Source organism: Mesorhizobium sp. CO1-1-11 (genome assembly GCF_020164995.1).
Lineage (GTDB): Bacteria > Pseudomonadota > Alphaproteobacteria > Rhizobiales > Rhizobiaceae > Mesorhizobium > Mesorhizobium australicum.
On record NZ_JAIUHE010000007.1, the window covers coordinates 1 to 24,090 of the forward strand.

At 63.4% G+C, this 24,090-nt stretch carries 20 protein-coding genes; 8 read left to right on the top strand and 12 right to left on the bottom strand.

Going from position 1 to position 24,090, the window contains the following annotated elements; all coding sequences use genetic code 11:
* Window positions 1–73: 73 nt before the first annotated feature.
* The 5 genes from LB554_RS09490 to LB554_RS09510 all read right to left on the bottom strand — a co-directional run bounded on the left by LB554_RS09490 (window position 74) and on the right by LB554_RS09510 (window position 5,371).
* Complete coding sequence (locus LB554_RS09490; RefSeq protein WP_224584238.1) at window positions 74–904, bottom strand: dipeptide ABC transporter ATP-binding protein; 831 nt, start codon at window positions 902–904, stop codon at window positions 74–76.
* Window positions 901–1,758 carry an ABC transporter ATP-binding protein gene (locus tag LB554_RS09495; protein WP_015314099.1) on the bottom strand — a complete coding sequence of 286 codons (858 nt, stop codon included), beginning with the start codon at window positions 1,756–1,758 and terminating at the stop codon, window positions 901–903. The genes LB554_RS09490 and LB554_RS09495 overlap by 4 nt, the downstream gene beginning before the upstream one ends.
* Window positions 1,759–1,760: 2 nt before the next feature.
* The gene (locus tag LB554_RS09500; protein ID WP_174361976.1) at window positions 1,761–2,615 is read right to left on the bottom strand and encodes an ABC transporter permease subunit; all 855 of its coding nucleotides are present in this window, start codon (window positions 2,613–2,615) and stop codon (window positions 1,761–1,763) included.
* A gap of 70 nt (window positions 2,616–2,685) precedes the next feature.
* Window positions 2,686–3,693 (bottom strand): ABC transporter permease subunit, encoded by a 1,008-nt coding sequence (locus LB554_RS09505; protein WP_015314101.1) that lies wholly within the window; start codon window positions 3,691–3,693, stop codon window positions 2,686–2,688.
* A gap of 85 nt (window positions 3,694–3,778) precedes the next feature.
* On the bottom strand, window positions 3,779–5,371 hold the full coding sequence (locus LB554_RS09510; protein WP_224584240.1) for an ABC transporter substrate-binding protein: 1,593 nt from the start codon (window positions 5,369–5,371) through the stop codon (window positions 3,779–3,781).
* Between the two features lie 467 nt (window positions 5,372–5,838).
* On the opposite strand from LB554_RS09510, the gene LB554_RS09515 reads away from it, so the two are divergent.
* Both LB554_RS09515 and LB554_RS09520 read left to right on the top strand, forming a co-directional pair.
* Window positions 5,839–7,863 carry a long-chain fatty acid--CoA ligase gene (locus LB554_RS09515; protein ID WP_224584241.1) on the top strand — a complete coding sequence of 675 codons (2,025 nt, stop codon included), beginning with the start codon at window positions 5,839–5,841 and terminating at the stop codon, window positions 7,861–7,863.
* A complete protein-coding gene (locus tag LB554_RS09520) occupies window positions 7,863–8,588 on the top strand; it encodes a class I SAM-dependent methyltransferase (RefSeq protein ID WP_224584243.1) in 726 nt (241 codons plus the stop codon). The genes LB554_RS09515 and LB554_RS09520 overlap by 1 nt, the downstream gene beginning before the upstream one ends.
* Here LB554_RS09520 and LB554_RS09525 read toward each other — a convergent pair.
* Entirely contained in the window at window positions 8,572–9,294 is a 723-nt protein-coding gene (locus tag LB554_RS09525; protein ID WP_015314105.1) for an HAD family hydrolase, read from the bottom strand. The two genes, LB554_RS09520 and LB554_RS09525, sit on opposite strands and share 17 nt — an antisense overlap.
* A gap of 5 nt (window positions 9,295–9,299) precedes the next feature.
* The gene (gene pgi, locus LB554_RS09530) at window positions 9,300–10,943 is read right to left on the bottom strand and encodes a glucose-6-phosphate isomerase (RefSeq protein ID WP_411962623.1); all 1,644 of its coding nucleotides are present in this window, start codon (window positions 10,941–10,943) and stop codon (window positions 9,300–9,302) included.
* Window positions 10,944–11,280: 337 nt separating this feature from the next.
* Between pgi and LB554_RS09535 the strand changes: the two genes are divergently transcribed.
* The 3 genes from LB554_RS09535 (at window position 11,281) to LB554_RS09545 (ending at window position 15,837) form a co-directional block, all read left to right on the top strand.
* Window positions 11,281–12,774 (top strand): PLP-dependent aminotransferase family protein, encoded by a 1,494-nt coding sequence (locus tag LB554_RS09535; RefSeq protein WP_015314107.1) that lies wholly within the window; start codon window positions 11,281–11,283, stop codon window positions 12,772–12,774.
* Between the two features lie 191 nt (window positions 12,775–12,965).
* Entirely contained in the window at window positions 12,966–14,549 is a 1,584-nt protein-coding gene (locus tag LB554_RS09540) for a trimethylamine methyltransferase family protein (protein WP_224584247.1), read from the top strand.
* A gap of 58 nt (window positions 14,550–14,607) precedes the next feature.
* Window positions 14,608–15,837, top strand: a complete 1,230-nt coding sequence (locus tag LB554_RS09545; RefSeq protein WP_140614851.1) for an aromatic ring-hydroxylating oxygenase subunit alpha — start codon at window positions 14,608–14,610, stop codon at window positions 15,835–15,837.
* A gap of 27 nt (window positions 15,838–15,864) precedes the next feature.
* Here LB554_RS09545 and LB554_RS09550 read toward each other — a convergent pair whose 3' ends face one another.
* The 4 genes from LB554_RS09550 to LB554_RS09565 all read right to left on the bottom strand — a co-directional run bounded on the left by LB554_RS09550 (window position 15,865) and on the right by LB554_RS09565 (window position 20,672).
* A complete protein-coding gene (locus LB554_RS09550) occupies window positions 15,865–16,263 on the bottom strand; it encodes a hypothetical protein (protein ID WP_140614852.1) in 399 nt (132 codons plus the stop codon).
* A gap of 167 nt (window positions 16,264–16,430) precedes the next feature.
* Complete coding sequence (gene chrA / locus LB554_RS09555; protein WP_224584250.1) at window positions 16,431–17,822, bottom strand: chromate efflux transporter; 1,392 nt, start codon at window positions 17,820–17,822, stop codon at window positions 16,431–16,433.
* Window positions 17,819–18,637 carry a chromate resistance protein ChrB domain-containing protein gene (locus LB554_RS09560; RefSeq protein ID WP_224584428.1) on the bottom strand — a complete coding sequence of 273 codons (819 nt, stop codon included), beginning with the start codon at window positions 18,635–18,637 and terminating at the stop codon, window positions 17,819–17,821. The genes chrA and LB554_RS09560 overlap by 4 nt, the downstream gene beginning before the upstream one ends.
* Window positions 18,638–18,866: 229 nt before the next feature.
* Window positions 18,867–20,672, bottom strand: a complete 1,806-nt coding sequence (locus LB554_RS09565; RefSeq protein ID WP_015314113.1) for an IlvD/Edd family dehydratase — start codon at window positions 20,670–20,672, stop codon at window positions 18,867–18,869.
* Between the two features lie 151 nt (window positions 20,673–20,823).
* On the opposite strand from LB554_RS09565, the gene LB554_RS09570 reads away from it, so the two are divergent.
* Complete coding sequence (locus LB554_RS09570) at window positions 20,824–21,273, top strand: SRPBCC family protein (protein WP_015314114.1); 450 nt, start codon at window positions 20,824–20,826, stop codon at window positions 21,271–21,273.
* An 18-nt stretch (window positions 21,274–21,291) separates the two neighbouring features.
* Here the strand turns inward: LB554_RS09570 and LB554_RS09575 are convergent, their stop codons facing one another.
* Window positions 21,292–22,470 carry an Mrp/NBP35 family ATP-binding protein gene (locus LB554_RS09575; RefSeq protein WP_224584252.1) on the bottom strand — a complete coding sequence of 393 codons (1,179 nt, stop codon included), beginning with the start codon at window positions 22,468–22,470 and terminating at the stop codon, window positions 21,292–21,294.
* A gap of 146 nt (window positions 22,471–22,616) precedes the next feature.
* Between LB554_RS09575 and LB554_RS09580 the strand changes: the two genes are divergently transcribed.
* Together LB554_RS09580 and LB554_RS09585 are read left to right on the top strand one after the other, a co-directional pair.
* A complete protein-coding gene (locus LB554_RS09580) occupies window positions 22,617–22,994 on the top strand; it encodes a VOC family protein (RefSeq protein ID WP_140614858.1) in 378 nt (125 codons plus the stop codon).
* Between the two features lie 145 nt (window positions 22,995–23,139).
* The gene (locus LB554_RS09585; protein ID WP_015314117.1) at window positions 23,140–24,039 is read left to right on the top strand and encodes a LysR family transcriptional regulator; all 900 of its coding nucleotides are present in this window, start codon (window positions 23,140–23,142) and stop codon (window positions 24,037–24,039) included.
* Window positions 24,040–24,090: the final 51 nt, after the last annotated feature.

Consider the following 24,090-nt stretch of genomic DNA (forward strand, 5'->3'; position numbering starts at 1 on the left):
AACGATCGAGCCTGAAGAATGCGGCAACTACTTCGCGAATGCTGGATACGCTGCCATCAAAACATGAAAGACTCTAGGCGGCCTTCTTCTTCGCCAGCCTCGCCTTGATGCTCGCCACGTCGGCGCGCGGTGTCGCGGCGAACAGCGTCCTGGTGTAGCTGTGCTTGGGGTCGGCGAAGACCTCGTCGCGCGGGCCGTATTCGACCGCCTCGCCGAAATACATCACCATCACGTCGTCGGCGATGTAGCGCACCACCGACAAATCGTGGCTGATGAAGACAAAGGTCAGCTGGAATTCGTCCTGCAGGTCGGCGAGCAGGTTGAGCACCTGCGCCTGCACCGAGAGATCGAGCGCCGAAACCGGCTCGTCGAGCACCAGCAGGCTTGGGTTGAGCATCAGCGCACGGGCAATGGCGATGCGCTGGCGCTGGCCGCCCGAGAACATGTGCGGGTAGCGGTTATAGTGCTCGTGACCGAGGCCGACCTTCTTCAGCATCTTCATGGCGAGGTCGCGCCGTTCGGCGGCCGGCTTGTCGGTGTTGATGAGCAGCGGCTCGCCCAGCACATCGCCGATCTTCTGGCGCGGATTGAGCGATCCGTAAGGGTTCTGGAAGACGATCTGCACCTTGCGGCGCATCTCCTTCGTCAATCCGCCTTTGGCGATATCGACCTTGTTGCCGTCGATGAACAGCTCGCCCGACGTCGCGGGATCGATCAAGGTGATGATGCGGGCGAGCGTGGACTTGCCGCAGCCGCTTTCGCCGACGATGGCCAGCGTCTTGCCCTTGTCCACCGTGAAGGAGACGCCCTTGACCGCATGCACGGTGCGCGGCCCAGTGAACAGGCCGCCGCCGATATGGTAGTCGCGAACGATGTTCTTGCCTTCGAGGACCGTGGTGCTCATGCCGAGGCTCCCGCTGCCGAAGGGGCAGGCTCGAACAGCATGTCGGACACAGTCGGCAGCCGGTCGCCGACGGCGTTTTCCGGCAGCGCCGACAGCAGCGCGCGCGTGTAATTGCTTTTCGGCGATTCAAACAGCGACAGCACGTCGGCCTCTTCCATCTTGCGGCCCTTGTACTGGACGATGACGCGATCGGCGGTCTCGGCCACCACGCCCATATTGTGGGTGATCATGATCAGGCCCATGCCGTATTTGGCCTGCAGCGAGACCAGGAGATCGAGGATCTGCTTCTGGATGGTGACGTCGAGCGCGGTGGTCGGCTCGTCGGCGATCAAGAGCTTCGGATTGCAGGCGATGGCGATCGCGATCATGACGCGCTGGCACTGGCCGCCCGACATCTGGTGCGGAAACGAGCTCAAGCGCTCCTCCGGGTCGGCGATGCCGACCAGCTTCATCAGTTCGATAGCGCGCGCGCGGCGCTGGGCGCGATCCATGCCCATGTGGAAGCGCAGCACTTCCTCGATCTGGAAGCCGACGGTGAAGCATGGGTTGAGGCTGGCGATCGGCTCCTGGAAGATCATCGAGATGTCCTTGCCGACGATCTTGCGGCGTTCGGATGGGCTGAGCTTCAACAGGTCGACGCCATCGAAAGCCATGCGGTCGGCCTTGACCGTCGCGGTGTTGGGCAACAGCCCCATCACCGCCAGCATCGAGACCGATTTGCCGGAGCCGGACTCGCCGACGATCGCCAGCACCTCGCGCGGCTCGACCGAAAGGTCGATGCCTTGCACGGCCATGAACGGTCCGGCGGCGGTGTCGAAGGAAACGGTGAGGTTCTTGATCTCGAGCAGGGACATGCTCACGACCTCTTCAACTTGGGGTCAAGCGCGTCGCGCAGGCCGTCGCCGATCAGGTTGATGGCAAAGACGGTAATCAGGATGGCGAGGCCGGGGAAGGTCACCACCCACCAGGCGCGCAGGATGAACTCGCGCGCTTCGGCAAGCATGGTGCCCCATTCCGGCGTCGGCGGCTGCGCCCCCATGCCGAGGAAGCCGAGGGCGGCCGCCTCGAGGATGGCGTTGGAGAAGGACAGCGTCGCCTGCACGATCAGCGGGGCGATGCAGTTGGGCAGGATGGTGACCAGCATCAGCCTGAGATGGCTGGCCCCGGCGACCTTGGCCGAGACTACATATTCGCGGGTCTTCTCCGCCATCACGGCGGCGCGGGTGAGCCGGGCGAAGTGCGGCTGCAGCACGAAGGCGATGGCGATCATGGCATTGACGAGGCCAGGGCCGAGCACCGCGACCAGCACCAAGGCCAGCAGCAGCGACGGGAAAGCCAGGATGATGTCCATGATGCGCATGATCAGCGTGTCGACCCAGCCACGGCAGTAGCCGGCGAGCAGGCCGAGGATGACGCCGGAGATCAGTGCCGTGGTGACGACGACGAAGCCGATGGCGAGCGAGAATCGCGAGCCGTAAATCAGGCGCGAAAGCATATCGCGGCCGACGGCGTCGGTGCCGAGCAGGAACTGTGCGTTGCCGCCCGCCTGCCAGGCCGGCGGCGTCAGGAAGAAGTCACGGAACTGGTCATCAGGCGAATGCGGGGCGAGCAACGGCGCGAAGATGGCGATCAGGATCAGCAGGGCGAAGACGAAGAGGCCGATCACCGCGCCCTTGTTGATCGAGAAATAGTGCCAGAATTCGGCGAACATCTGCAGCCGCGCATCCTGCGGCTTGACGACGGTTGCGGCTTCGATGGTGGCTGGGCCTTCATTGGTCATGTCAATTCGCCCGGATGCGCGGGTTGATGACGGCATAGAGCACGTCGACGATAAGGTTCACCGACATGACGATCAGCGCGATCAAAAGCAACCCGCCCTGCACGGTGAAATAGTCGCGCTTGGAAATGGCATCAATCATCCACTTGCCGATGCCCGGCCACGAAAAGATGCTCTCGGTCAGGATGGCGCCGGTCAACAGCGTGCCGACCTGCAGGCCGATCGTGGTGACGACCGGGATCAGCGCGTTGCGGAAGGCATGCAGGCCGATGACGCGCCGCGGCGCCAGGCCCTTGGCGCGCGCGGTGCGCACATAATCCTCTCCCAGCACTTCGAGCATGGCCGAGCGGGTCTGCCTGGCGATGACCGCCAGCGGAATGGTGCCGAGCACGATGGTGGGCAAGATGAGGTGCGACACCGCCGAGCGGAAGGCGCCCTTCTGGCCCGAGATGAGGGAATCGATGGTCATGAAGCCGGTCACCGGCTTGAAGAAATAGAGAAGGTCGATGCGGCCCGAGACCGGCGTCCAGTGCAGCGTGCCGGAAAACACGATGATCAGCAGCAGCCCCCACCAGAAGATTGGCATGGAATAGCCGGCGAGCGCGGTGCCCATGGTCAGCTGGTCGAACCAGGAGCCGCGGCGGATGGCGGCGAAAATGCCGAAGGCGACACCGAAGATGACGGCGAAGATCATGGCGAAGATGGCGAGTTCGACCGTGGCCGGGAACCGCACCAGGAAATCCTTGAGCACCGGCGTCTTGGTTGAAAACGAGGTGCCGAAATCGCCGCCGAGGATATTGGTCAGATAGGTCAGATACTGTTGCCAGATCGGCAGGTCGAACCCGAACTGGTGCATCAGCGCCGTATGACGTTCGGGCGACAGGCCACGTTCGCCCGCAAGCACCAGCACCGGATCACCGGGCAGGATGCGCACGAAGCCGAAAGCGAGGATGGTTATCCCGATGAAGGTCGGGATGATGAGGGCGAGCTTGCCGAGGATATAACGCAGCATGGCGGGCGAGGTGGGGGGGGGGGGGGGGGGGGGGGGGGGGGGGGGGGGGGGCGGCGCGTGGGGGCGCCGCCCCGTTTCGCGAACCTTATTCGGCGATATCGACGCCGTCAAAGCGATGGATACCGAGCGGATCCATCGCAAAGCCGGAGACGGTCTTCTGCATCGGCATGAACACCTTGGAGTGGGCGAGCGTCGCCCACGGTGCCTGCTCCTTGAAGATGACCTGTGCCTGTTCGTAGAGCTTGGTGCGCTCGGCCTGGTCGGAAACCGTCTTGGCCTTGTTGATGAGCGCATCGAAGTCCTTGTTGCACCATTCCGCGCGGTTGTTCGAACCGACGGAAGCGCAGCTCAGGAGCACGCCGAGGAAGTTGTCCGGATCGCCATTGTCGCCGGTCCAGCCGACGATGACGGCGCCGTCGTGATCGACCGCGGAAGCGCGCTTGAGGTATTCACCCCAATCGTAGCTGACGATGTTGACGGTGACGCCGACCTTTGCGAAGTCCGCCTGGATCAGCTCGGCGGTGCGGCGCGCGTTCGGCATGTACGGACGCGAGACGGGCATCGCCCAGACGTTCATCTTGAGGTCCTTGACGCCGGCCTCTTCAAGCATCTTCTTGGCCGCGTCCGGATCGTACGGATCGTCCTTCACGTCCTTGTTGTAGGACCACATGGTCGGCGGGATCGGGTTGATCGCCACCTGGCCGGCGCCCTGGAACACGGCGTCGATGATGGCCTTCTTGTTGATGGCCATGTTGAGCGCCTTGCGGACACGCACGTCGTCGAACGGCTTCTGCTGGGTGTTGTACATCAGCGCGCCGACGTTGAGGCCTTCCTGCTCCGCGACCGTCAGGTTCGCATCAGCCTGCAGGCCGGCAATGTCGGCCGGTGCCGGATAGGACATAATGTTGCATTCGCCGGCCTTCAGCTTCTGCGCGCGCACCGCCGGATCGGTGGTGATGGCGAAGACCAGATCGTCGATCTTCTGCTTGCCGCCCCAATAGTCCGGGTTGGCCTTGTAGCGGATGGCGGCATCGGTCTGGTAGTCGACGAAGATGAACGGCCCAGTGCCGATCGGCTTCTGGTTGAACAGTTCAGGCGTCTTGTCGGCCTGCAGCTTGTCGGCATATTCCTTCGAGACGATCGAGGCGAAATCCATGCCCAGCGTCGGAATGAAGGTGATCGCCGGTTCCTTGAGGGTGAACTTCACCGTCAGGTCGTCGACCTTCTCGACCTTGGTGATGTTGTCGCCGAACTGGTCATTGTAATACTGGTAGGCAATGCCCGGTATGTACTGGAACCAGGGGCCATTCTTGTCGACCTGGCGCTCGAACGAGAACACCACGTCGTCGGCGTTCAGGTCGCGGGTCGGGGTGAAGTAGTCGGTGGGCGCGAACTTGACGCCCTTGCGCAGCTTGAAAGTATATTCCTTGCCGTCGTCGGAAATGGTCCAGCTGTCCGCCAGGCCGGGCGAAACCGAGGTCTTGCCGTGATCGAATTCGACAAGGCGATTGAAGACGGTACGCGAGGACGCGTCGAATGTCTGGCCCGCGGTATACGGCGCCGGGTCGAAACCCTCCGGCGACGCTTCAGCGCAATAGACCAGAGTTTTCGCGTTGGCCACGCCGCCCAGGACGCTTGCAGCCAGCAACGCGGCTGCAAAAGTCAATTTCTTCTTCATTGAGCACTCCCTGATGTTCTTCCAAGCCCCTCTATCAGGCTCGCGAAGCGCGCATATAAGCACCGTTTTTCCGGGTTTGGAACACCCCGTTTGCTTACCCCGCGGGAAGCAGGAAAAAAATCCGCGATTTTGCTAAATGGCAGAAAAAATTAGCAGTTTTTTCTATTCACGATATTATTAACGACCGCATTTTTTTATTGATCAGGCGTCAGGCGACAAGGGTGCCGCGCCCAGTATTCATCCGCCGCCGGTGCGGAAAGATGCCGGTTCCGGCCGTGGCCGGCGGGAAAGATTTTCGGCGGCAAATCTTTCGGCATCTTGCCGCAAGGGCAAGACTTGCACCGCCGCCGATAGAGGCAATACATAGATAGACAACTGGCGGCAGCGGAGGGACGTCTCCATCAATCCGGAGGCGGCGCGGTATGGGCCAACGAGAACAGGCGACCAGGGTTGTCGAGGAGGAACGGGTGGCAAAAGCATCGAAGGAGCCGGTGAAAGCGTCGGCCAAGGCGGGGCCTAGGCCAGCCGCCGGCGGCGACGGGCAAGGCAAGGCCGCGGGCAAGGCCGCGACCGCGAAGGCGGCGGCCGGCAAGAAAGCACCCGCGGCAAAAACCGTGGCCACCGCCAGGACCGCCGCGAAGCCGGCGTCGAAGGCCGCGCCGACAAAGGCACCCGCGACCAAGCCCGGATCGGGCAAGGCCGGAACGGGCAAAACCGCGACGACGAAGAGTTCGCCACCGGCGAAGACTGCACCGGTCTCCAAGCCAGCGACAGCGGCCAGCCAACGGCTGCCGAAGGCGCTCACCGAACTCGCCGCCGGCCTGCCGCAAAAGCCATGGCTCAACAGCTATCCCAAGAACATGCCGGCCGAGATCGGCGCCCTTCCCTACGGTTCCATCGGCGACTTCCTCGTTGGCGCCTGCAAGCAGTTCGCGGGCCAGCCGGCTTTCACGTGCATGGGCAAGTCCATCACCTACGCGCAGCTCGAACAGTCTTCGGCGGCCTTCGGAGCCTACCTGCAGTCCACAGGATTGCAGAAGGGCGCGCGTGTGGCCCTGATGATGCCGAACGTGCTGCAATATCCCATAGCGATGATGGCGGTCGCCCGCGCCGGCTTCACGGTGGTGAACGTCAATCCGCTCTACACGCCACGCGAACTGGAGCATCAGCTCAAGGATTCCGGGGCGCAGGCCATCGTCATCCTCGAAAACTTCGCCAACACCCTGCAGGCGGTCGTCGCCAGGACCTCGGTCAAGCACGTCGTCGTCGCGGCAATGGGCGACCTGCTCGGCGGCCTGAAGGGCTCGATCGTCAATCTGGTCGTGCGCCGCGTCAAAAAGATGGTGCCGGCCTGGTCATTGCCTGGCCATGTCAAGTTCAATGCGGCCCTCAAGACTGGCCGCGGCATGACGTTTAAGCCGGCCACGGTGGCCGCCAGCGATGTCGCCTTCCTGCAATATACCGGCGGCACCACCGGAATCTCGAAAGGCGCGACCCTCTCGCACAGCAATGTGCTGGCCAATGTCGCGCAGAATGCGCTCTGGCTGCAGGACGCCTATACCGTCAAGCCAAAGCCGGCGCATCTCAACCTAGTCTGCGCACTGCCGCTCTACCATATCTTCGCGCTGACGGTGAATGCACTGATGGGCATGCAGATGGGCGGCCAGAACATACTGATCCCCAATCCGCGCGACATTCCCGGCTTCGTCAAGGAAATGGGCAAGTATCCGATCCATATCTTTCCGGGCCTCAACACGCTGTTCAACGCGCTGCTCAACAATGAGGACTTTCGCAAGCTCGACTTCAAGCCGCTGCTCTTGACGCTTGGCGGCGGCATGGCGGTACAGAAGGGTGTCGCCGAGCGCTGGAAGGCGCTGACCGGTTGCCCCATCAGCGAAGGCTACGGTCTTTCGGAGACCTCGCCGGTGGCGACGGCCAACAAGTTCAGCTCCGGCGAGTTCACCGGCACTATCGGCCTGCCGCTGCCCTCGACCGAAATCGCCATTCGCGACGACGACGGCAACAACGTACCGCTGGGCGAAGTCGGTGAGATCTGCATCAGGGGACCGCAGGTGATGGCCGGTTACTGGAACCGGCCGGACGAGACCGCCAGGGTGATGACCAAGGACGGCTTCTTCAAGTCCGGCGACATGGGCTTCATGGACGATCGCGGCTTCACCAAGATCGTCGACCGCAAGAAGGACATGATCCTCGTCTCCGGCTTCAACGTCTATCCGACCGAACTCGAGGAAGTCGTGGCGGCGCATCCCGGCGTGCTCGAAGTGGCGGCGATCGGCGTGCCGGACGAGCATTCGGGCGAAGTGCCGAAACTGTTCATCGTCAAGAAAGACCCGGCCCTGACCGCCGAGGCCATCACCGCCTTTTGCCGCGAGAACCTGACCGGCTACAAGCGGCCCAGATACATCGAGTTCAGGACCGAATTGCCGAAGACGCCGGTCGGCAAAATCCTGCGGCGGGCGCTGCGCGAATAGTGGGTCTCGCCAAGGACGATACGCCGGACCGGCGCCCGCGCCTCGACCCGGCGGAATTCATCAAGGCGAACATGCGCCTGACATCGGTGCCGGCGCTTCCCGAAATCTGGCTTTATACCGCCCACCCGAGCAGCGGGCTGAGGCGCCTTGTCGAAGGCCATGACGCCGATTCCCAGGAGCCGCAGCCGCCCTATTGGGCCTATGCTTGGGCAGGCGGCGCCGTGCTGGCGCGCTATGTGCTGGACCATCCGGAGATCGTGGCGGGCCGCCGCGTGCTCGACCTTGGAGCAGGCTCCGGCATTGTCGGCATTGCCGCGGGAAAGGCCGGCGCGTGTGAGGTGATAGCCGCCGAGGTCGATCGGAACGGTGTTGCCTCGCTGGCGCTGAATGCAGCGGCCAATGGCGTCACGATCACGATAATGGGGAACGACATCACCACCGGGCCACCGCCCGCCGTGGACCTGGTGCTCGCCGGCGACGTGTTCTACGGACAAGGTGTCGCCTTGGGGATGATGCCTTTCCTCGACCGCTGCCTCGCCGTCGGCATCGAGGTGCTGGTCGGCGATCCGGGCCGGGCCTATCTGCCGCGCTCGCGGCTGCGGCTGCTTGCCGAATACAAGGTGCCGGATTTCGGCGAGGCGGAAGACGCCGCGCTCAAGCCGAGCGCTGTCTTTCGCCTCCAGCCCGAACAGTACGCCGCCCTGCCGATCAGACCGTCTCCTTGACCCGCGTCGAAAGGAAATCCGGCAGATCGGCAACCGAATCCAGGATGACATCGGCGATCTCGGCCAGCGATTCGCGCGTGCCGGTGCCGGAGAGCACGCCCACCGCCAGGCCGCAGCCGCCGGCACGCGCCATTTCGAGATCGTGCCTGTTGTCGCCGACCATGGCGATCTCAGACGGCTTGAGCCCCGTAAGATCGCAAAAGGCCTGGATGGTGTCGGGAGCGGGCTTGGGGTTGGCCACCGCGTCATAGCCATAGGCGGCTTCGAACAGTTGCGCGACACCCAGCGTGACAAGCGTCTTTTCCGCGCCGCTGGTCGAATCGTTGGTGGCGACGCCAAGCCGGTAGGATCGCCTGTGCAGCAGAGCCAGCGTGTCGGCGATGCCTGGCAGCGCCACCGCCATCGTCGAGCCCTGCACCGAGGTGATCTCGTTGAAACGGGCAACGGCCAGCATCTGGTCTTCGTTGGACAGGCGCGGGAACCACAGTTCGACAACGTCGAGATTGGTGCCGGAGGCAAAGATGGAATCGGGCTTGAAGCGCCGGTTGGCGAAATCGAAGCCCGCGGCCGCGAGCAGCCTGTCGGCTTTCCAGCGGTCGCCGTCGGCCGCGTCCATGGCCATGAAGTCGGCGACGCCGAGCCAGGTCGCGTTGAAGTCGACAAGCGTTCCGTCCTTGTCGAACAATATCCCCTTGATGTCAGCCAAGCGCTTCACTCCGAACCACGCAATTGGTGGATGCGTTCCACAAGGCCCCTGGTCGAGGCGTCCCGGTTTGCGGCGCTTTCCTTGCCTTCCACGACAGGCAGGAGGCCGGTGGCCAATTCCTTGCCGAGTTCGACGCCCCACTGGTCGAAGGAGTTGATGTTGAACAGCGTGCCCTCGACGAAGACGCGGTGCTCGTAAAGCGCGATCAGCCGGCCGAAGGTGCGCGGGTCGAGCTTGCGGTAGAGAATGGTCACCGAGGGCCGGTTGCCGGAGAAGACACGATGCGGCGCGATACGGTCGACATCGGCCGGCTTCATGCCCTTGGCCAGCATCTGCGCGCGCGCCTCTTCCAGCGTACGGCCCTTCATCAGCGCTTCCGACTGCGCCAGGCAGTTGGCGAGCAGCAGGTCATGCTGATGCTTGAGATCAGGCTCGTGGCCGACGGCGGCGGCCAGGAACTCGACGGGGATCAAATCGGTGCCCTGGTGCAGCAGCTGGAAGAAGGCGTGCTGGCCGTTGGTGCCTGGCTCGCCCCAGACCAGCGGCCCGGTCGGCGTCGTCACCGGAGTACCGTCAAGGGTAACGCTCTTGCCGTTCGATTCCATGTCGAGTTGCTGCAGATAGGCCGGCAGCCTGGACAGGCGCTGATCGTAGGGGATGACCGCACGGGCCGGATAGCCGCAGACCACGCGGTGCCACCAGCCGACCAGCCCGAGGAGCGCCGGCAGGTTTTTCTGGAGCGGCGCGGTGCGGAAGTGTTCGTCCATTTCGTGCGCGCCGTCGAGGAAAGCGCGAAAGTTCCTTGGGCCGATGGCGATCATGACCGGCAGGCCGATCGCGCCCCACAGCGAATAGCGGCCGCCGACCCAGTCCCAGAAGCCGAAGACGCGATCCGGCTCGATGCCGAACTTGGCCACCAGGTCGAGCGCGGTAGAGACGGCGGCGAAATGCTTGCCCACGGCCTCCTTGCCGAGCGCCTTCTGCACCCAGTCGCGCGCCGTCTGCGCATTGGTCATCGTCTCGACCGTGGTGAAGGTCTTGGAGGCGATGATGAACAGCGTGGTTTCGGCGGACAGCCCCTTCAGCGTGTCGTGGATGTGAGCGCCGTCGATGTTGGAGACATAGTGGGCGCGCGGGCCGTCATGATAGGGGGCGAGCGCCAGTGTCGCCATCGCCGGACCCAGGTCGGAGCCGCCAATGCCGATGTTGACGATATCGGTGATCTTCTTGCCGGTGGCGCCTGTTGCCTTGCCGGAGCGAATGGCATCGGCGAAGGCGCCCATGGCGTCGAGCACGGATATGACATCCGCCTGGACGTCCTGGCCGTCAACCGTGACGCCCTTGCCGCTCAGGTTGCGCAGCGCCGTGTGCAGGACGGCGCGGTCTTCGGTGATGTTGATCTTCTTGCCGGCGAACATGGCGGCGCGACGGCCTTCGAGATCGGCGGCGGCGGCGAGCTTCTCAAGGATATCCATGGTTGCCGCGTCGACGGCGCATTTCGACCAGTCGAGCAGGAAGTCGCCGTCAGCGACGGAGAATGTCTTGAAGCGCTGCGGATCGGCGGCAAAAGCCTGGCGCATGTCGCCCGGGGCCGCGGCGCGATGGTCGCGCAGGGCGGCAAGCTGTTTCTGGAAGGCTGACTGATCCACTGGCGGGGACTCCTGGCTTTTTCGACGCACCATATCAGACCGGATGTTTCCGGCGCGTGTCGTCGCGCCCCAACTATTGAGCCGAAATCCATCCGGTCAATACGCGGCGATGACGCAGCACATCACGATGCGATGACACAATGTATCGAGCAAGGAGGTGGGTATCGAGGAGCGAGGTGGTGTCGAGAGCGAGGGGCCGCACCTTATTTCGAGCTTGAAGGATCACTGGCATAAATCCCAAAGATCAGAAAAATTGATTGGCGCAACCCCTTGTGCCACGGTTACGTTCGGCTGGTCCAGCCAAGCGAAAAAAGCTGGCCATCGAGGAACATCTTCCATGCCACAGAGAAACGACACGGCGATATGGTCCGGCCTGTTCCGGATTTCGGCTGAATCCGGCCAGACCCTGCAGGCGCAGATCCGCCAAGCCATCGTGGCCGCGATTCTCGACCGCCAGATCGCCGCTTCGATGCCGCTGCCTTCCTGCCGTATCCTGGCCGAGAAACTCGGCGTCGCACGCGGAACGGTGGTGCTGGCATTCCAGCAGCTCGTCGACCAGGGTTTCCTGGTGGCGCGCGAGCGGCGCGGCCATTTCGTCAATCCGGACGTGCTGGCGACACCCGCCAAACCGCACCAGAAAGCACCCGACCAGGCCAACGAGATCGACTGGAAGGCGCGCCGGCAGATCGCGGCAAGCGACATGCCGCCGCCCGCCAAGCACGAGAACTGGATCAAGTCCTCCTACCCCTTCGTGTACGGCCAGTTCGACCCGGCGCTGTTCCCGACCGCCGAGTGGCGCGAGTGCAACCGCATGGCGCTGGCCGTGCTGGAGATCCGCAACTGGGCGTCCGACATGGTCGACCGCGACGATCCGCTGCTGATCGAGCAAATCCAGGCACGGCTGCTGCCCCGGCGCGGCATCTTCGCCAATCCCGACGAGATCATCGTCACGCTGGGCGCCCAGAACGCGCTCTATATGCTGGCCTCGCTGCTGATGACCAAGGGCTCGAAAGTGGCGATGGAGGATCCAGGCTATCCCGACGCACGCTCGATCTTCCGGCTCGCGGGCGCCGACATCGAGCCGGTGCCAGTGGACCAGTCCGGTATCGTAACCTCTTCTATTCCCAATGATTCCGGCTTCGTCTTCGTCACCCCCAGTCATCATTGCCCGACCATGGTGCCGTTGTCGGCGGAGCGGCGGCAGGATCTTCTGGCGCGCGCCAACCGGCACAACCAGATCATCATCGAAGACGGCTATGACAGCCAGCTTCTCGACGAGGCGCCGCAGCAGGCATTGAAGAGCCTCGACCGTTCCGGCCGCGTCGTCTATGTCGGCTCGATGTCGAAGACGCTGGCCCCGGGGCTGCGGCTTGGCTACATCGTGGCTTCCGCTGGACTGATCGCCGAACTCAGGGCGCTGCGCCGCTTCATGCTGCGCCATCCGCCGGCCAACAATCAGCGCGCCGTGGCGCTCTTCCTGTCGCTCGGCCATCACGAAGCGCTGGTGCGGCGGCTGTCGAGCGCCTTCGACGAGCGGCGCAAGCGGCTGGTCCATGCGATTTCGGCCTTCCTGCCGGAATGGCGCTCGACCGACTCGGCCGGCGGCACGTCGCTGTGGCTGGAAGGGCCTCGCGGCACCGATTCCCGCGGTTTGGCCGAAGCAGCGGCCTCGCGCAGCGTCATCATCGAGCCCGGCGACCGCTTCTTCGACCGCACCGAGAAGCCTTCGCGTTTCATGCGGTTGGGCATTTCCTCTATCGCTCTGCAGCACATCGAGCCCGGCATCCGCGAGTTGGCCACCGCAGCCGGACGCAGGCCGGCCGCCGCCTGATCCATCAAGCCGATTTCGTGACCGGAGCCGCTTCTCAGCGGCTCCGGTTTGTTTTAGGTCTGGCACATGTAGCTGGGCCAGCTGGCTCATAGGATGGGCCAGTGCCGGCGGCATAGTCGGCGTCAGAGAAGAAGCAGGTTGATGGTGGACCAACCGCCACGAGCTCCTGCCGGTAGAGGTGGAGTGCTTCCATGCCAGTGGCTGTCGAAAAGCAGGACATGCCGGCGAACCGTCGTCCACAACGCTCCGGCGATCGCGAAACGGGACAGGCGGGCAAACCAGCCATTCCACCAAATGGGCCACTACACCAAGCCATGGAAGGTGGCAGTTACGGGCCATTGCGCGGAAACGACTGCGAGCGCATCCATGAGGGCGTGCTGACGCTTCTGGAAACGGTCGGCTTCGCCAACGCCATCCCGTCCTGCATAAAAGTCCTGACCAAGGCTGGCGCCACCCATGGCGACGATGGCCGCATCCGTTTCCCCCGTGCGCTCGTACTCGACACCATCAAGCGAGCCGCGCGGCATTTCACGCTGCATGGCCAGGACCCCAGGCACGACATGGTGATCCAGGGCAAGCGCGTCCATTACGGCACGGCGGGTATCGCCGTGCATCTGGTGGATCTCGAAAAACGCGAGTATCGCGAATCGAAGCTGCAGGACATCTATGACGCCGCCCGCATCGTCGATGGACTGAGCAACATCCATTTTTTCCAGCGGCCGATGGTGGCGCGCGACATCGCCGACCCGCTCGATATGGATTTCAACACGCTCTACGCCTGCGTGATGGGGACGTCGAAGCATGTCGGCACGTCCTTCACCGTGCGCGAGAATGTGAAGCCGGCGCTCGAAATGCTCTATGCCATCGCCGGTGGCGAGGAGAATTTCCGCGCCCGGCCATTCGTTTCCAACTCCAACTCCTTCGTCGTGCCACCGATGAAGTTCGCCGAGGATGCCTGCGGCGTGCTCGAGGCCTGTGTCGAAGGCGGCATCCCCATCCTGCTCCTCTCCACCGGCCAGTCCGGAACAACCGCTCCGGCGGCGATGGCCGGCGCGGTCGCGCAGGCAGTGGCCGAAGTGCTGGCTGGCCTGGTGTATGTCAACGCACTCAAGCCGGGACATCCGGCGATCTTCGGCGCCTGGCCGTTCATGTCGGACCTGCGCACCAACACCATGGCCGGGGGCTCGGCCGAACAGGCGGTGGTAACGGCGGCCTGCGCGCAGATGGCGCAATTCTACGACCTGCCCGGCGGCTCGGCCGCCGGCATGACAGACTCGAAACTGCCCGATATCCAGTCCGGCTACGAGAAAGGCATCACCAACGTGATGGCCGGCCTCTCGGGCCTCAACCTCGTCTACGAATCGGCCGGCATGCATGCCTCGCTGCTCGGCTTCTGCCTGGAAAGCCTGATCATCGACAATGACATGCTTGGCCATTGCTTGCGCTGCGCACGGGGCATCGAAGTGACGGACGAAGCGCTGTCGATCGACACCATCGCCGATGTCTGCCTCAAGGGTCCGGGCCATTATCTTGACAACGAGCAAACGCTCAAGTCGGCCCGGGCAGAGCGTTTTTATCCCGCCTTCGGCGACCGTTCCTCACCGAAGGAATGGAACGAAAAAGGCCGCCCTGATATATTGGCCCGGGCGATCGGCGAAAAGAAGCGCATCCTTGCGGAACGATTTCCGCGGCACGTGCCCAAGCTGGTCGACGACAGATTGCGCGCCCGCTTCGGCAACCTGATCCACCTGCCGCGCGCGAGCATGGGCGGCTAGCCAGAAGACCGACATACAGATAGCCACCGACAGAACCAACCATTGGGCAGAACGACAAATGAGCGTCTATCCTATCCAGCAAGCCGCAAATACCGAAGATGCCATCGATCGGCTGGTGGCCTCGCACCGGCCAGGCTACGGCCTGACGCGCCCATTCTACCACGACCAGGATATTTTCGAGCGGGACATGGAACGTCTGTTCCGCCGCCATTGGCACTGCCTGGCGCATGCCAGCGTCATTCCCAACCCCGGCGACTTCGAACTGTTCAAGCTCGGTGACGAGGCGGTCATCCTGTCGCGTGGCATGGATGGCACCGTGCATGCCATGCTCAATGTCTGCCGCCATCGCGGCGCCGAGGTCTGCACCAAAGAGAAGGGCAACGCGAAAGTGTTCGTCTGCCCGTACCATGCATGGACCTATTCCAATGACGGCTCGCTGCGCGCCGCCAGGCTGATGCCGAAGGATTTCGACCGCACCGCGCACGGGCTGAAGAAGCTCCATGTCCGCGTCGCGACCGGCCTTGTCTTCATCTCCTTCGCCGAGACGCCACTCGATTTCGATCCGATCGAGCAATCTTTGCGCACGAGTTGCGGACAATATGGTTGGGGCGATGCCAAGGTGGCCTATCGCCAAAGCTATCCGCTCGACGCGAACTGGAAGCTCGCCGTCGAAAATTACGTCGAATGCTACCATTGCGGACCGGCGCATCCCGAATATTCGCAGACGCACGCGCTGGAAAAGCCCGCGGAGATGATCGAGCAGCTCAATGCCGCGATGGAACAGCGGACCTGCGCTCTCGGCATCGAGATCGGCAGCGGCGATCGCTGGCAGAATTCGGCCGCCGGCCAGGAGGCGATCCACACCTTCCGCTATGCGCTCTATGACGGCGTTTCGAGCGGCAGCCGGGACGGCTCCCCCGTCGCGCCACTGATGGGCCGCTTCACCGACTATGACGGCGGCGTCACCTCCATCCATCTTGGCGGCACGACTTTCCTTGTCTGCTATCCCGACCACGGGATGATCTACCGATTCATCCCGAAAACGGCTCAGACCTGCGAGATGGAACTGATCTGGCTGGTGCGCGGCGACGCTGTCGAAGGCCAGGACTACGATCTGGAAAAACTGACCTGGCTGTGGAAGGTCACCACGGACGAGGACAAGAAGATCATCGAGCATACGGCGCGCGGCGTACGCTCGCACTATTTCGTGCCCGGACCGATCGCGCCGATGGAGTACAACGAGTTGCGCTATATCGGCTGGTATCTCCAGGAGATAAGCCGGGCTTAGAGCGGTTTCAGCGTTTCACGAAAGCGCTCAGTCGGCGCCCAGCCCGAAGCGCTCAACCACCTCGGCGTTGATCAGCTTGGCGTGCAGTGCCATCAGCACGATCTGCGCATCGAGATCGTCGCCGGTTTCGAGAGCGGCCCCGATCCGGCGCTCCGCGTCGAGCCGCTGCTGCGGACCTTGCGCACGCTCGAAGGTTTCCGGTCCGGCGATGCAGTAGCTGAACAGGTTCGCTACCCGCGGATAGGCCTGCGGCGGCGGCTCCTCGGGCCAGTGGTCCTTCATCAGATTGACGATGGTTAGTTTCACCCCTTCGGGCACAAGGGCGGGATGCAGGTCGGCGCCACGCAAGGCGGCATCGAGCTGCCGCAAATCACCCGAGCGGCCGAACATACCGAGAAAGCCGAGGGAAGAGCGTCGTCCCGCCATTGCTGGTCCAATCCGTTTTCCACCAGTTAGGTGGTTCGGAAGCGGAATACAAAGGCGCCGGATAATCTAAAGCGCGTCGCGTCGAAACGGATTCATGCGACGCGCCTTAGATCTTGTTTCGATGCATGTCGTTTTCCCGAACCGAAGACACTTCCGGGCGACATCCACTAGCCGCCCGCGGCGAGCAGCAACACGCCGGCAAGAGCGCATCCCGCAAGCGTCGGCAGCACACCGGTTTTCAACTTCAGGATGGCGACCATGGCGGCCACTGAAAGCAGCGCGGCTCGCCAGTCGATCGACGAAAGCACCGGCACATTCATGCCAAGGCCCGTCATGCGCACTTCGCGGAAGACGACGTGCAAGGCGAACCACAGAGCAAGGTTCATGACGACGCCGACCACGGCGGCGGTGATCGCGCCCAGCGCGGCCGACAGTGCCTTGTTGCCGCGCAGGGCCTCAATGTAGGGCGCGCCGAGGAATATCCAGAAGAAGCAGGGTGTGAACGTAACCCACAGCGTCAGCAGCGCTCCAAGCGATCCGCCAAGCAGCGGATCCAACGAGCCGGAGTGGCGAAACGCGGCGATGAAGCCGACGAATTGCAACACCAGAATGAGTGGACCCGGCGTGGTCTCGGCAAGGCCGAGGCCATCGACCATTTCACCAGGGGCGAGCCAGCCGAAGGACTGCACGGCTGCCTGCGCGACATAGGCAAGAACCGCGTAGGCGCCGCCAAAGGTGACAACCGCCATGAGGCTGAAGAAGCCGCCAATCTGCGTCCACACGCTGCTCGTCCCGGTGAGCGCCCACAGCAACAGAACTGGCCCGAGCCAAATTGGCAGCCAGATCGCGATGGTGCGCGGCGCGTGCCATCGTGTCGGCCTGGTATGGGCCAGTTCGCCGCGTTCGAACATCAGGTCGACCGCGCCCCTGATGTCGGGAGCGTCGTTCTTGCCGTGCGCCGCGCCGGAAAACAGGGCTGGCGCGACACGGTTTCCCACCCATCCCACCGATCCCGCAATCAGGACGATGAGCGGAAACGGGATGGCGAGCACATAGATGCCGAGAAAAGCGCAGAGCGCGATCGCCACCATCAACCGGTTCTTCAAGGCGCGGCGGCCGATGCGGATCACCGCCTCGACCACGACCGCGAGCACGGCGGCCTTGACCCCGAAAAACAGCGCCGTGACCAGCGGGACATCACCATAGAGCGCATATAGAATGCTCAGGGTGAGCATGACGAGTGCGCCGGGCACCACGAACAGGACACCGGCGACAAGGCCGCCGATCGTCCTGTGCAGCAGCCAGCCGATATAGATGGCGAGTTGCTGGGCCTCGGGACCGGGCAGCAGCATGCAGTAGTTCAGCGCATGCAGGAAACGCTGTTCGCCGATCCAGCGCCGGTCCTCGACTAATTCCTTGTGCATGAGCGCGATCTGCCCCGCCGGCCCGCCGAAGCTCAGCAATCCGATCTTCGCCCAGAGTTTCGTGGCTTCGCGGAAGCTCGGGACCGCCGGCGCCTCGACGAGGTCGGCATCATTGCCCGAAATGAGGCTGCTCATGACGGCTTTGCCCCGCCCGGCCAGTTGTGCGTCTCGTCAGTGGCGTCGCGACACCAGCGGAAGAACGCGTCATAGAGTATCGTGCCGGCCTCCAGCTGCTCCAGATCGTCGCGGAACATGCGTGACAGGCCAAGGGAGGCGGCCAGAAATCCGGCTGCCTGGGGAACGAGATCCAGGCGTGCGGTGTCGGCCGCGCGCACGATCGTGGCAAGCCGATCGAGTGCCTGGGATTCCAGCCCGAACTCCTCGATCATCGTGTCGAAGGTGCAGCGCTCGCCGCGATGACTCCAGAACACATTGTCGATGTCGAAAGGCACGGCCTGAAAGCGGTCTGCGACAGCCGGAACTTCAGCGGGTTCGACGAAGAGAAACGCCGCGTCGGGATCGATGAAACGCCGGATCAGCCATGGGCAAGCGATGCGATCGACCTTGGGGCGAGCCCGCGTCACCCAGACGGTGCGGCCCTTTTCATCGCGGGCCGGTATCTTGTCGGCGCGGACCAGAAGCCCGCCGGCATCGCGCCAGGCTTCGAAGCCGCCTTCGAGGGATTCGGCGGCAATGCCTTCATGCCGCAGCCACGCGGCCACCCCTTGCGAGAGCTTTTGCCCCTTCTGGCAAACGACGGCCACTTGGCTGCCGGCAAGGTCGTTTGCCCAGGCCGAGACCGTTTTGAAATTGCGCCGGTGAGAGGCCGGCAGCAGGCGCGGGTCGGCGTTGTAGTCTTCATCGATACGGACATCGACGATCACAGGTGCACCCGGCAGACCAATCAGACGGGATAGTTGCTGTACGGTGATAGCGGTTGTTGACGGCATGGCGTCCACCTCCTGAAGAAGCCTGGACGCGAACATTGGGCTGACGCCTCACGGGGTCGTCGCGATACACCCCTTGCGATGATGGTGGAATTGTTGGGCTGGCTTGTCAAGGACAGAGCGTTTCCCGGCCCGTGGCTGTGACACGGCGGCCTGATCGGAACGCCGCCGGTCGTCGTCATCCATCATCAGTGACCAGCCAGGAATAATCGATGACTATTCCCGGGAATAATCAATGATTGTCGCGAGGCACCCCCATCGTGTGGGCGACATCCTGATATTTCACCGCCGGTTTCAGCACCATGCCGGTCGAGAACTGGTCGACCATGCCGCGCTGGATCTCCTGCCAGGGCGTCTGGTGCTGGGGATAATGATAGCCGCCATCCTTCTGCAGCTCGGCGCGTCGCCGTGTGATCTCGTCATCGCTGACGAGGATGTTCGCCGTGCCCTTCCGCAGGTCGATGCGGACGCGGTCGCCGGTCTTGAGCAGCGCCAGGCCGCCGCCGACCGCGGCTTCCGGCGAGGCGTTCAGGATCGACGGTGAGCCCGACGTACCGGACTGGCGGCCATCGCCGATGCAGGCCAGCGCGTGGATACCCTTCTTGATCAGGTAGGCCGGCGGCTGCATGTTGACGACCTCGGCGCCGCCGGGATAGCCGACGGGACCGGCGCCGCGCATAAACAGGATGGTATGCTCGTCTATGCCTTGCGCCGGATCGTCAATGCGGGCGTGGTAATCCTCGGGCCCGTCGAAGACCATGGCGTTGCCTTCGAAGGCTTCCGGGTCGTTCGGGTTCGACAGATAGCGCTCGCGGAATTCCGGCGAAATGCCGCTCATCTTCATGATCGCCGAATCGAACAGGTTGCCCTTGAAGTTGATAAAGCCGGCATTGGCCTTCAGCGGCTCGGCCACCGTGCGGATGACGTCGGTATTCTCGTTGGCGACGCCCTCGCAGTTGGCGCCGATCGACTTGCCATTGACGGTCAAGGCATCGGGATGCGGCAGCATTCCGGCCTTCATCAGTTCGGCGACCACGGCAGGCACGCCACCGGCGTGGTGATAGTCTTCGCCCAGATATTCACCTGACGGCTGCAGGTTGACGATGAGCGGCACTTTGAGGCCGATGGTCTGCCAGTCGTCATTGTCGAGCGGCACGCCGAGATGGCGGGCGATGGCGTTGAGATGGATCGGCGCGTTGGTCGAGCCGCCGATCGCCGAATTGACGACGATGGCGTTTTCGAAAGCCGCGCGGGTCATGATATCGGACGGTTTCAGGTCTTCGTGCACCATGTCGACGATGCGCTTGCCGGTTTCGTAGGCGATCTGGCCGCGCTCGCGGTAGGGCGCCGGAATGGCGGCCGAACCCGGCAGTTGCATGCCGAGCGCCTCGGCCAGCGAATTCATCGTGGTGGCCGTGCCCATCGTGTTGCAGTAGCCGGTGGACGGCGCCGAGGACGCGACGATGTCCATGAACTCGTCATAGCCGATCTCGCCGGCCGATAGGCGCTGGCGCGATTCCCAGACGATGGTGCCCGAGCCGGTGCGCTTGCCCTTATGCCAGCCATTGAGCATCGGGCCGACCGACAGCGCGATGGCCGGGATGTTGACGGTCGCCGCCGCCATCAGCAAGGCAGGCGTGGTCTTGTCGCAGCCGATGGTGAGCACGACGCCGTCGAGCGGATAACCGTAGAGCACCTCGACAAGGCTGAGATAGGCGAGGTTGCGGTCGAGGGCCGCGGTCGGCCGCTTGCCGGTCTCCTGGATCGGGTGACAGGGGAATTCGAAAGGAATGCCGCCCATCGAGACGATGCCTTCGCGCACGCGCTTGGCGAGTTCGATATGGTGCCGGTTGCAAGGCGAAAGGTCAGAGCCCGTCTGCGCGATGCCGATCAGCGGTTTGCCCGACATCAGCTCGGCGCGAGTCAGCCCGTAATTCAGGTAGCGCTCGAGATAAAGCGCCGTCATTCCCGGATTGTCGGGATTGTCGAACCACTCCTGCGAGCGGAACTTTTTCTTTTTCGTGGGGGCGCCGGCCATCATGGTCTCCGTATTTGTATGACAAATCGATATGACAACGCGCGGATGCAGGCAAGGGGCACGCGTGATCTGAATCCGGACTTTGGTGCGATAGACAGCTATCGAGCCGCACGCTACGACCAATCCGACATAGGCGATGCGGGAGGTTTAGATGGCTTTGGTGATCGAGGGCGAGGAACGTATCGCCGCACCCGTGCAGAAAGTGTGGGAAGCGCTGAACGACCCAACCGTCCTGAGGGGCGCCATTCCGGGCTGCCAGAGCCTGGAAATGAAATCGGCGACCGAGATGGCGGCAACGGTGGTGCTGAAGATCGGGCCGATCAAGGCCACCTTCAACGGCGAAGTGACGCTCAGGAATCTCAAGCCGCCGCATGCCTACACCATCCAGGGCGAAGGCAAGGGCGGCATCGCCGGCTTCGCCAAGGGCGGCGCCGACGTCACGCTCACCGCCGACGGGCCGGACGCGACGGTCCTCAAATATGCGGCCAAGGCAGAAGTCGGCGGCAAGATCGCGCAACTCGGCAGCCGGCTGATCGAATCGACGTCGAAGAAACTGGCCGGACAGTTCTTTTCGGCTTTCGGCGAGAAAGTGGGCGGCTGACGCACTCCCCGTGAGGGTTCACTCAAAGACGATACTCGGCACGGTCGCTTCGGCCGCGCCGCGTTCCTCGTTGACCCTTTCCCAGACCTTGGAGGCGATATCGCGATAGATTTTCGCCTCGGCGCCATCCGGCTTCGAGACGACCACGGGCGTGCCGGCGTCGGAGCTCTCGCGGATGCCCATTTCAAGCGGCACCTCGCCGAGGAAGGTGACGCCGAGCCTCTCCGCCTCGCGGCGCGCGCCGCCATGGCCGAAGATGTCGTATCGCTTGCCGGTATCCGGGGCGATGAAGTAACTCATGTTCTCGACGATGCCGAGCAGCGGCACATCGACTTTCCTGAACATATTGAGGCCCTTGCGGGCATCGATCAGTGCCAGGTCCTGCGGCGTCGAGACGATGACGGCACCCGCCAACGGCACCTGCTGGGCCATGGTCAGTTGCGCATCGCCCGTGCCGGGCGGCATATCGACGACGAGCACGTCGAGCCGCCCCCATTCAACCTCGCGCAGCATCTGCGTCAGCGCCGACATCACCATCGGCCCGCGCCAGATCATCGGCGTCTCCTCATCGACGAGGAAACCCATCGACATCACCTTGAGGCCGTAATTCTCCATCGGTTTCAGGATCTTGCCGTCGACCGTCTGCGGCCGGCCATGGATGTTAAGCAGTCTGGGCATCGACGGGCCATAGATGTCGGCATCCAGCACACCGACCCGCAAGCCATTGGCGGCCAGGCCAAGCGCCAGGTTGACGGCCGTGGTCGACTTGCCGACGCCACCCTTGCCGGAAGCAACCGCTATGATCGCCTCGATGCCGGGCACGCCGCGCTTGCCCTGGCTCTGCGAAGCGGGAGCATGCGGAGCCGCCCGCGGGGCCGCAGCGACCGGAGCCGTCGGCGCCGGCCTGGGTGCGGGACGCGATGGAACCGACGCCTCCATGCCGCCGCCTTTCTTTTCAGCCGTCAGCGCGACGACCGCACCGGCGACGCCGGGAATGGCCTTCACCACCCGCTCGGCGGCGGCGCGCAACGGCTCCATCTCCTGGGCGCGCGCGGCGGGAACGGTGATCGAGAAGAACACTTTCGAATCGGCGATGAAAATCTCCGAAACCATGCCGAGGTCGACGATGTTGCCGGTAAAGTCCGGCCCGTTGACCGTCTTCAGCCGTTCGGTGACGATTTCCTTGGTGATGGACATGGCTGTTGTTCCCTGGCGTTCGGCTGCAGCTCACATAGTGCAGATCGCGGACCGCTCCAAGCGCCAGGCATGATGGCGGTCGTCAAGCGGCCTGGGCGACCTATTTCCATGACCAGAGGGAATGACAACCAGGGAAGGAGACGATCATGCTTGCAAACAGCAACGCATCGGCAAACCTCGCCGTGAAGGATCTGGCAAAGGCCAAGGCCTTCTATGAGAGAACACTCGGCCTGGAACAGGTGCACGATGAGGGCGGCGAATTGATCGTCTACAAAAGCGGCGATACCACGATCAATGTCTATCGTTCCGAATTCGCAGGGACCAACAAGGCGACGGCGGTAACCTGGAGGGTCGGCGACGCCATCGCCGATGTCGTCGACGCCCTCAAGTCGAAGGGTGTCGCCTTCGAGCATTACGAGATGCCCGGCCTAACGATGGAGGGCGACCTGCATGTCGGCGGCGGCATGAAAGTCGCATGGTTCAAGGATCCGGACGGCAACATCCTCAATCTCGTGGATCGGTAGATCCGGCGATCGAGGCAGCGCGGCGCGATCGCTTTTTTATGCATGTCGTTGTCCCAAAACCGAAGTCACTTTCGGGCGACATGCATTGGAGGTTTGAGCGCGACACCATCTGGCGCGACGCCACCGCGCCGGATAGCTTCCGCCAATGATCGACAAGCTGGAATTCTTCATCGCGCTGGCCAAGGAAGAGCACTTCGGCCGGGCGGCCGAGGCGTGCGGGGTCACGCAGCCGACCCTGTCGGCCGGCATCAAGCAGCTCGAGGGCCAGCTCGGCGTCATGTTGGTCAATCGCGGGTCGCGGTTCCAGGGGCTGACCCCGGAGGGCAAGCAAGTGTTGGTCTGGGCGCGCCGCATCGTCGGCGACTCCAGGACCATGCGCGAGGAGATGCGCGCCGCCCGGTATGGCCTTTCCGGCCGCATCCGGATTGCAGCAATCCCGACGGCATTGGCGATGGTCGCGAGATTAACGACGCCCTTTCGAGACAAGCACCCAGGCGTCACCTTTTCGGTGCTGTCGCGGACCTCGATCGAAGTGCTGTCGCTGCTTGGCAATTTCGATGTCGACGCGGGCATCACCTATCTCGACAACGAACCGCTGGGACGGGTGACCAGCGTGCCCCTCTATGACGAGCGCTACCAATTGATCACCGCAATCGGCAATCCCTATTCCGACCGCGACAAAGTGACATGGTCCGAGATCAGCCAGTTGCCGCTGTGCCTTCTGACGCCGGACATGCAGAACCGCCGCATCATCGACCAGCACCTGGCGGAAGCCGGCGTGCAGGTGCGGCCGACGCTGGAATCGAATTCGATGATCGTGCTCTTCTCGCACATCCGGACCGGCAAATGGTCATCGATCATGCCACTCAACCTTGCGGAAACATTCGGTTTTTCCGAACCGATCCGGGCCATTCCGATCGTCGAGCCCGATGCCAGCCACACAGTCGGGCTGGTCGCCGCGCCGCGCGAGCCGCACACGCCGCTGGTGCAGGCGCTGCTGGACGAGGCGATGGCGCTGGCAGACGATTTCCGCGCCCACCGCTAGGCTAGACAATGCTGAGCGAAGCTCGTCGATAGAAGATTTCTATCGAGCAAC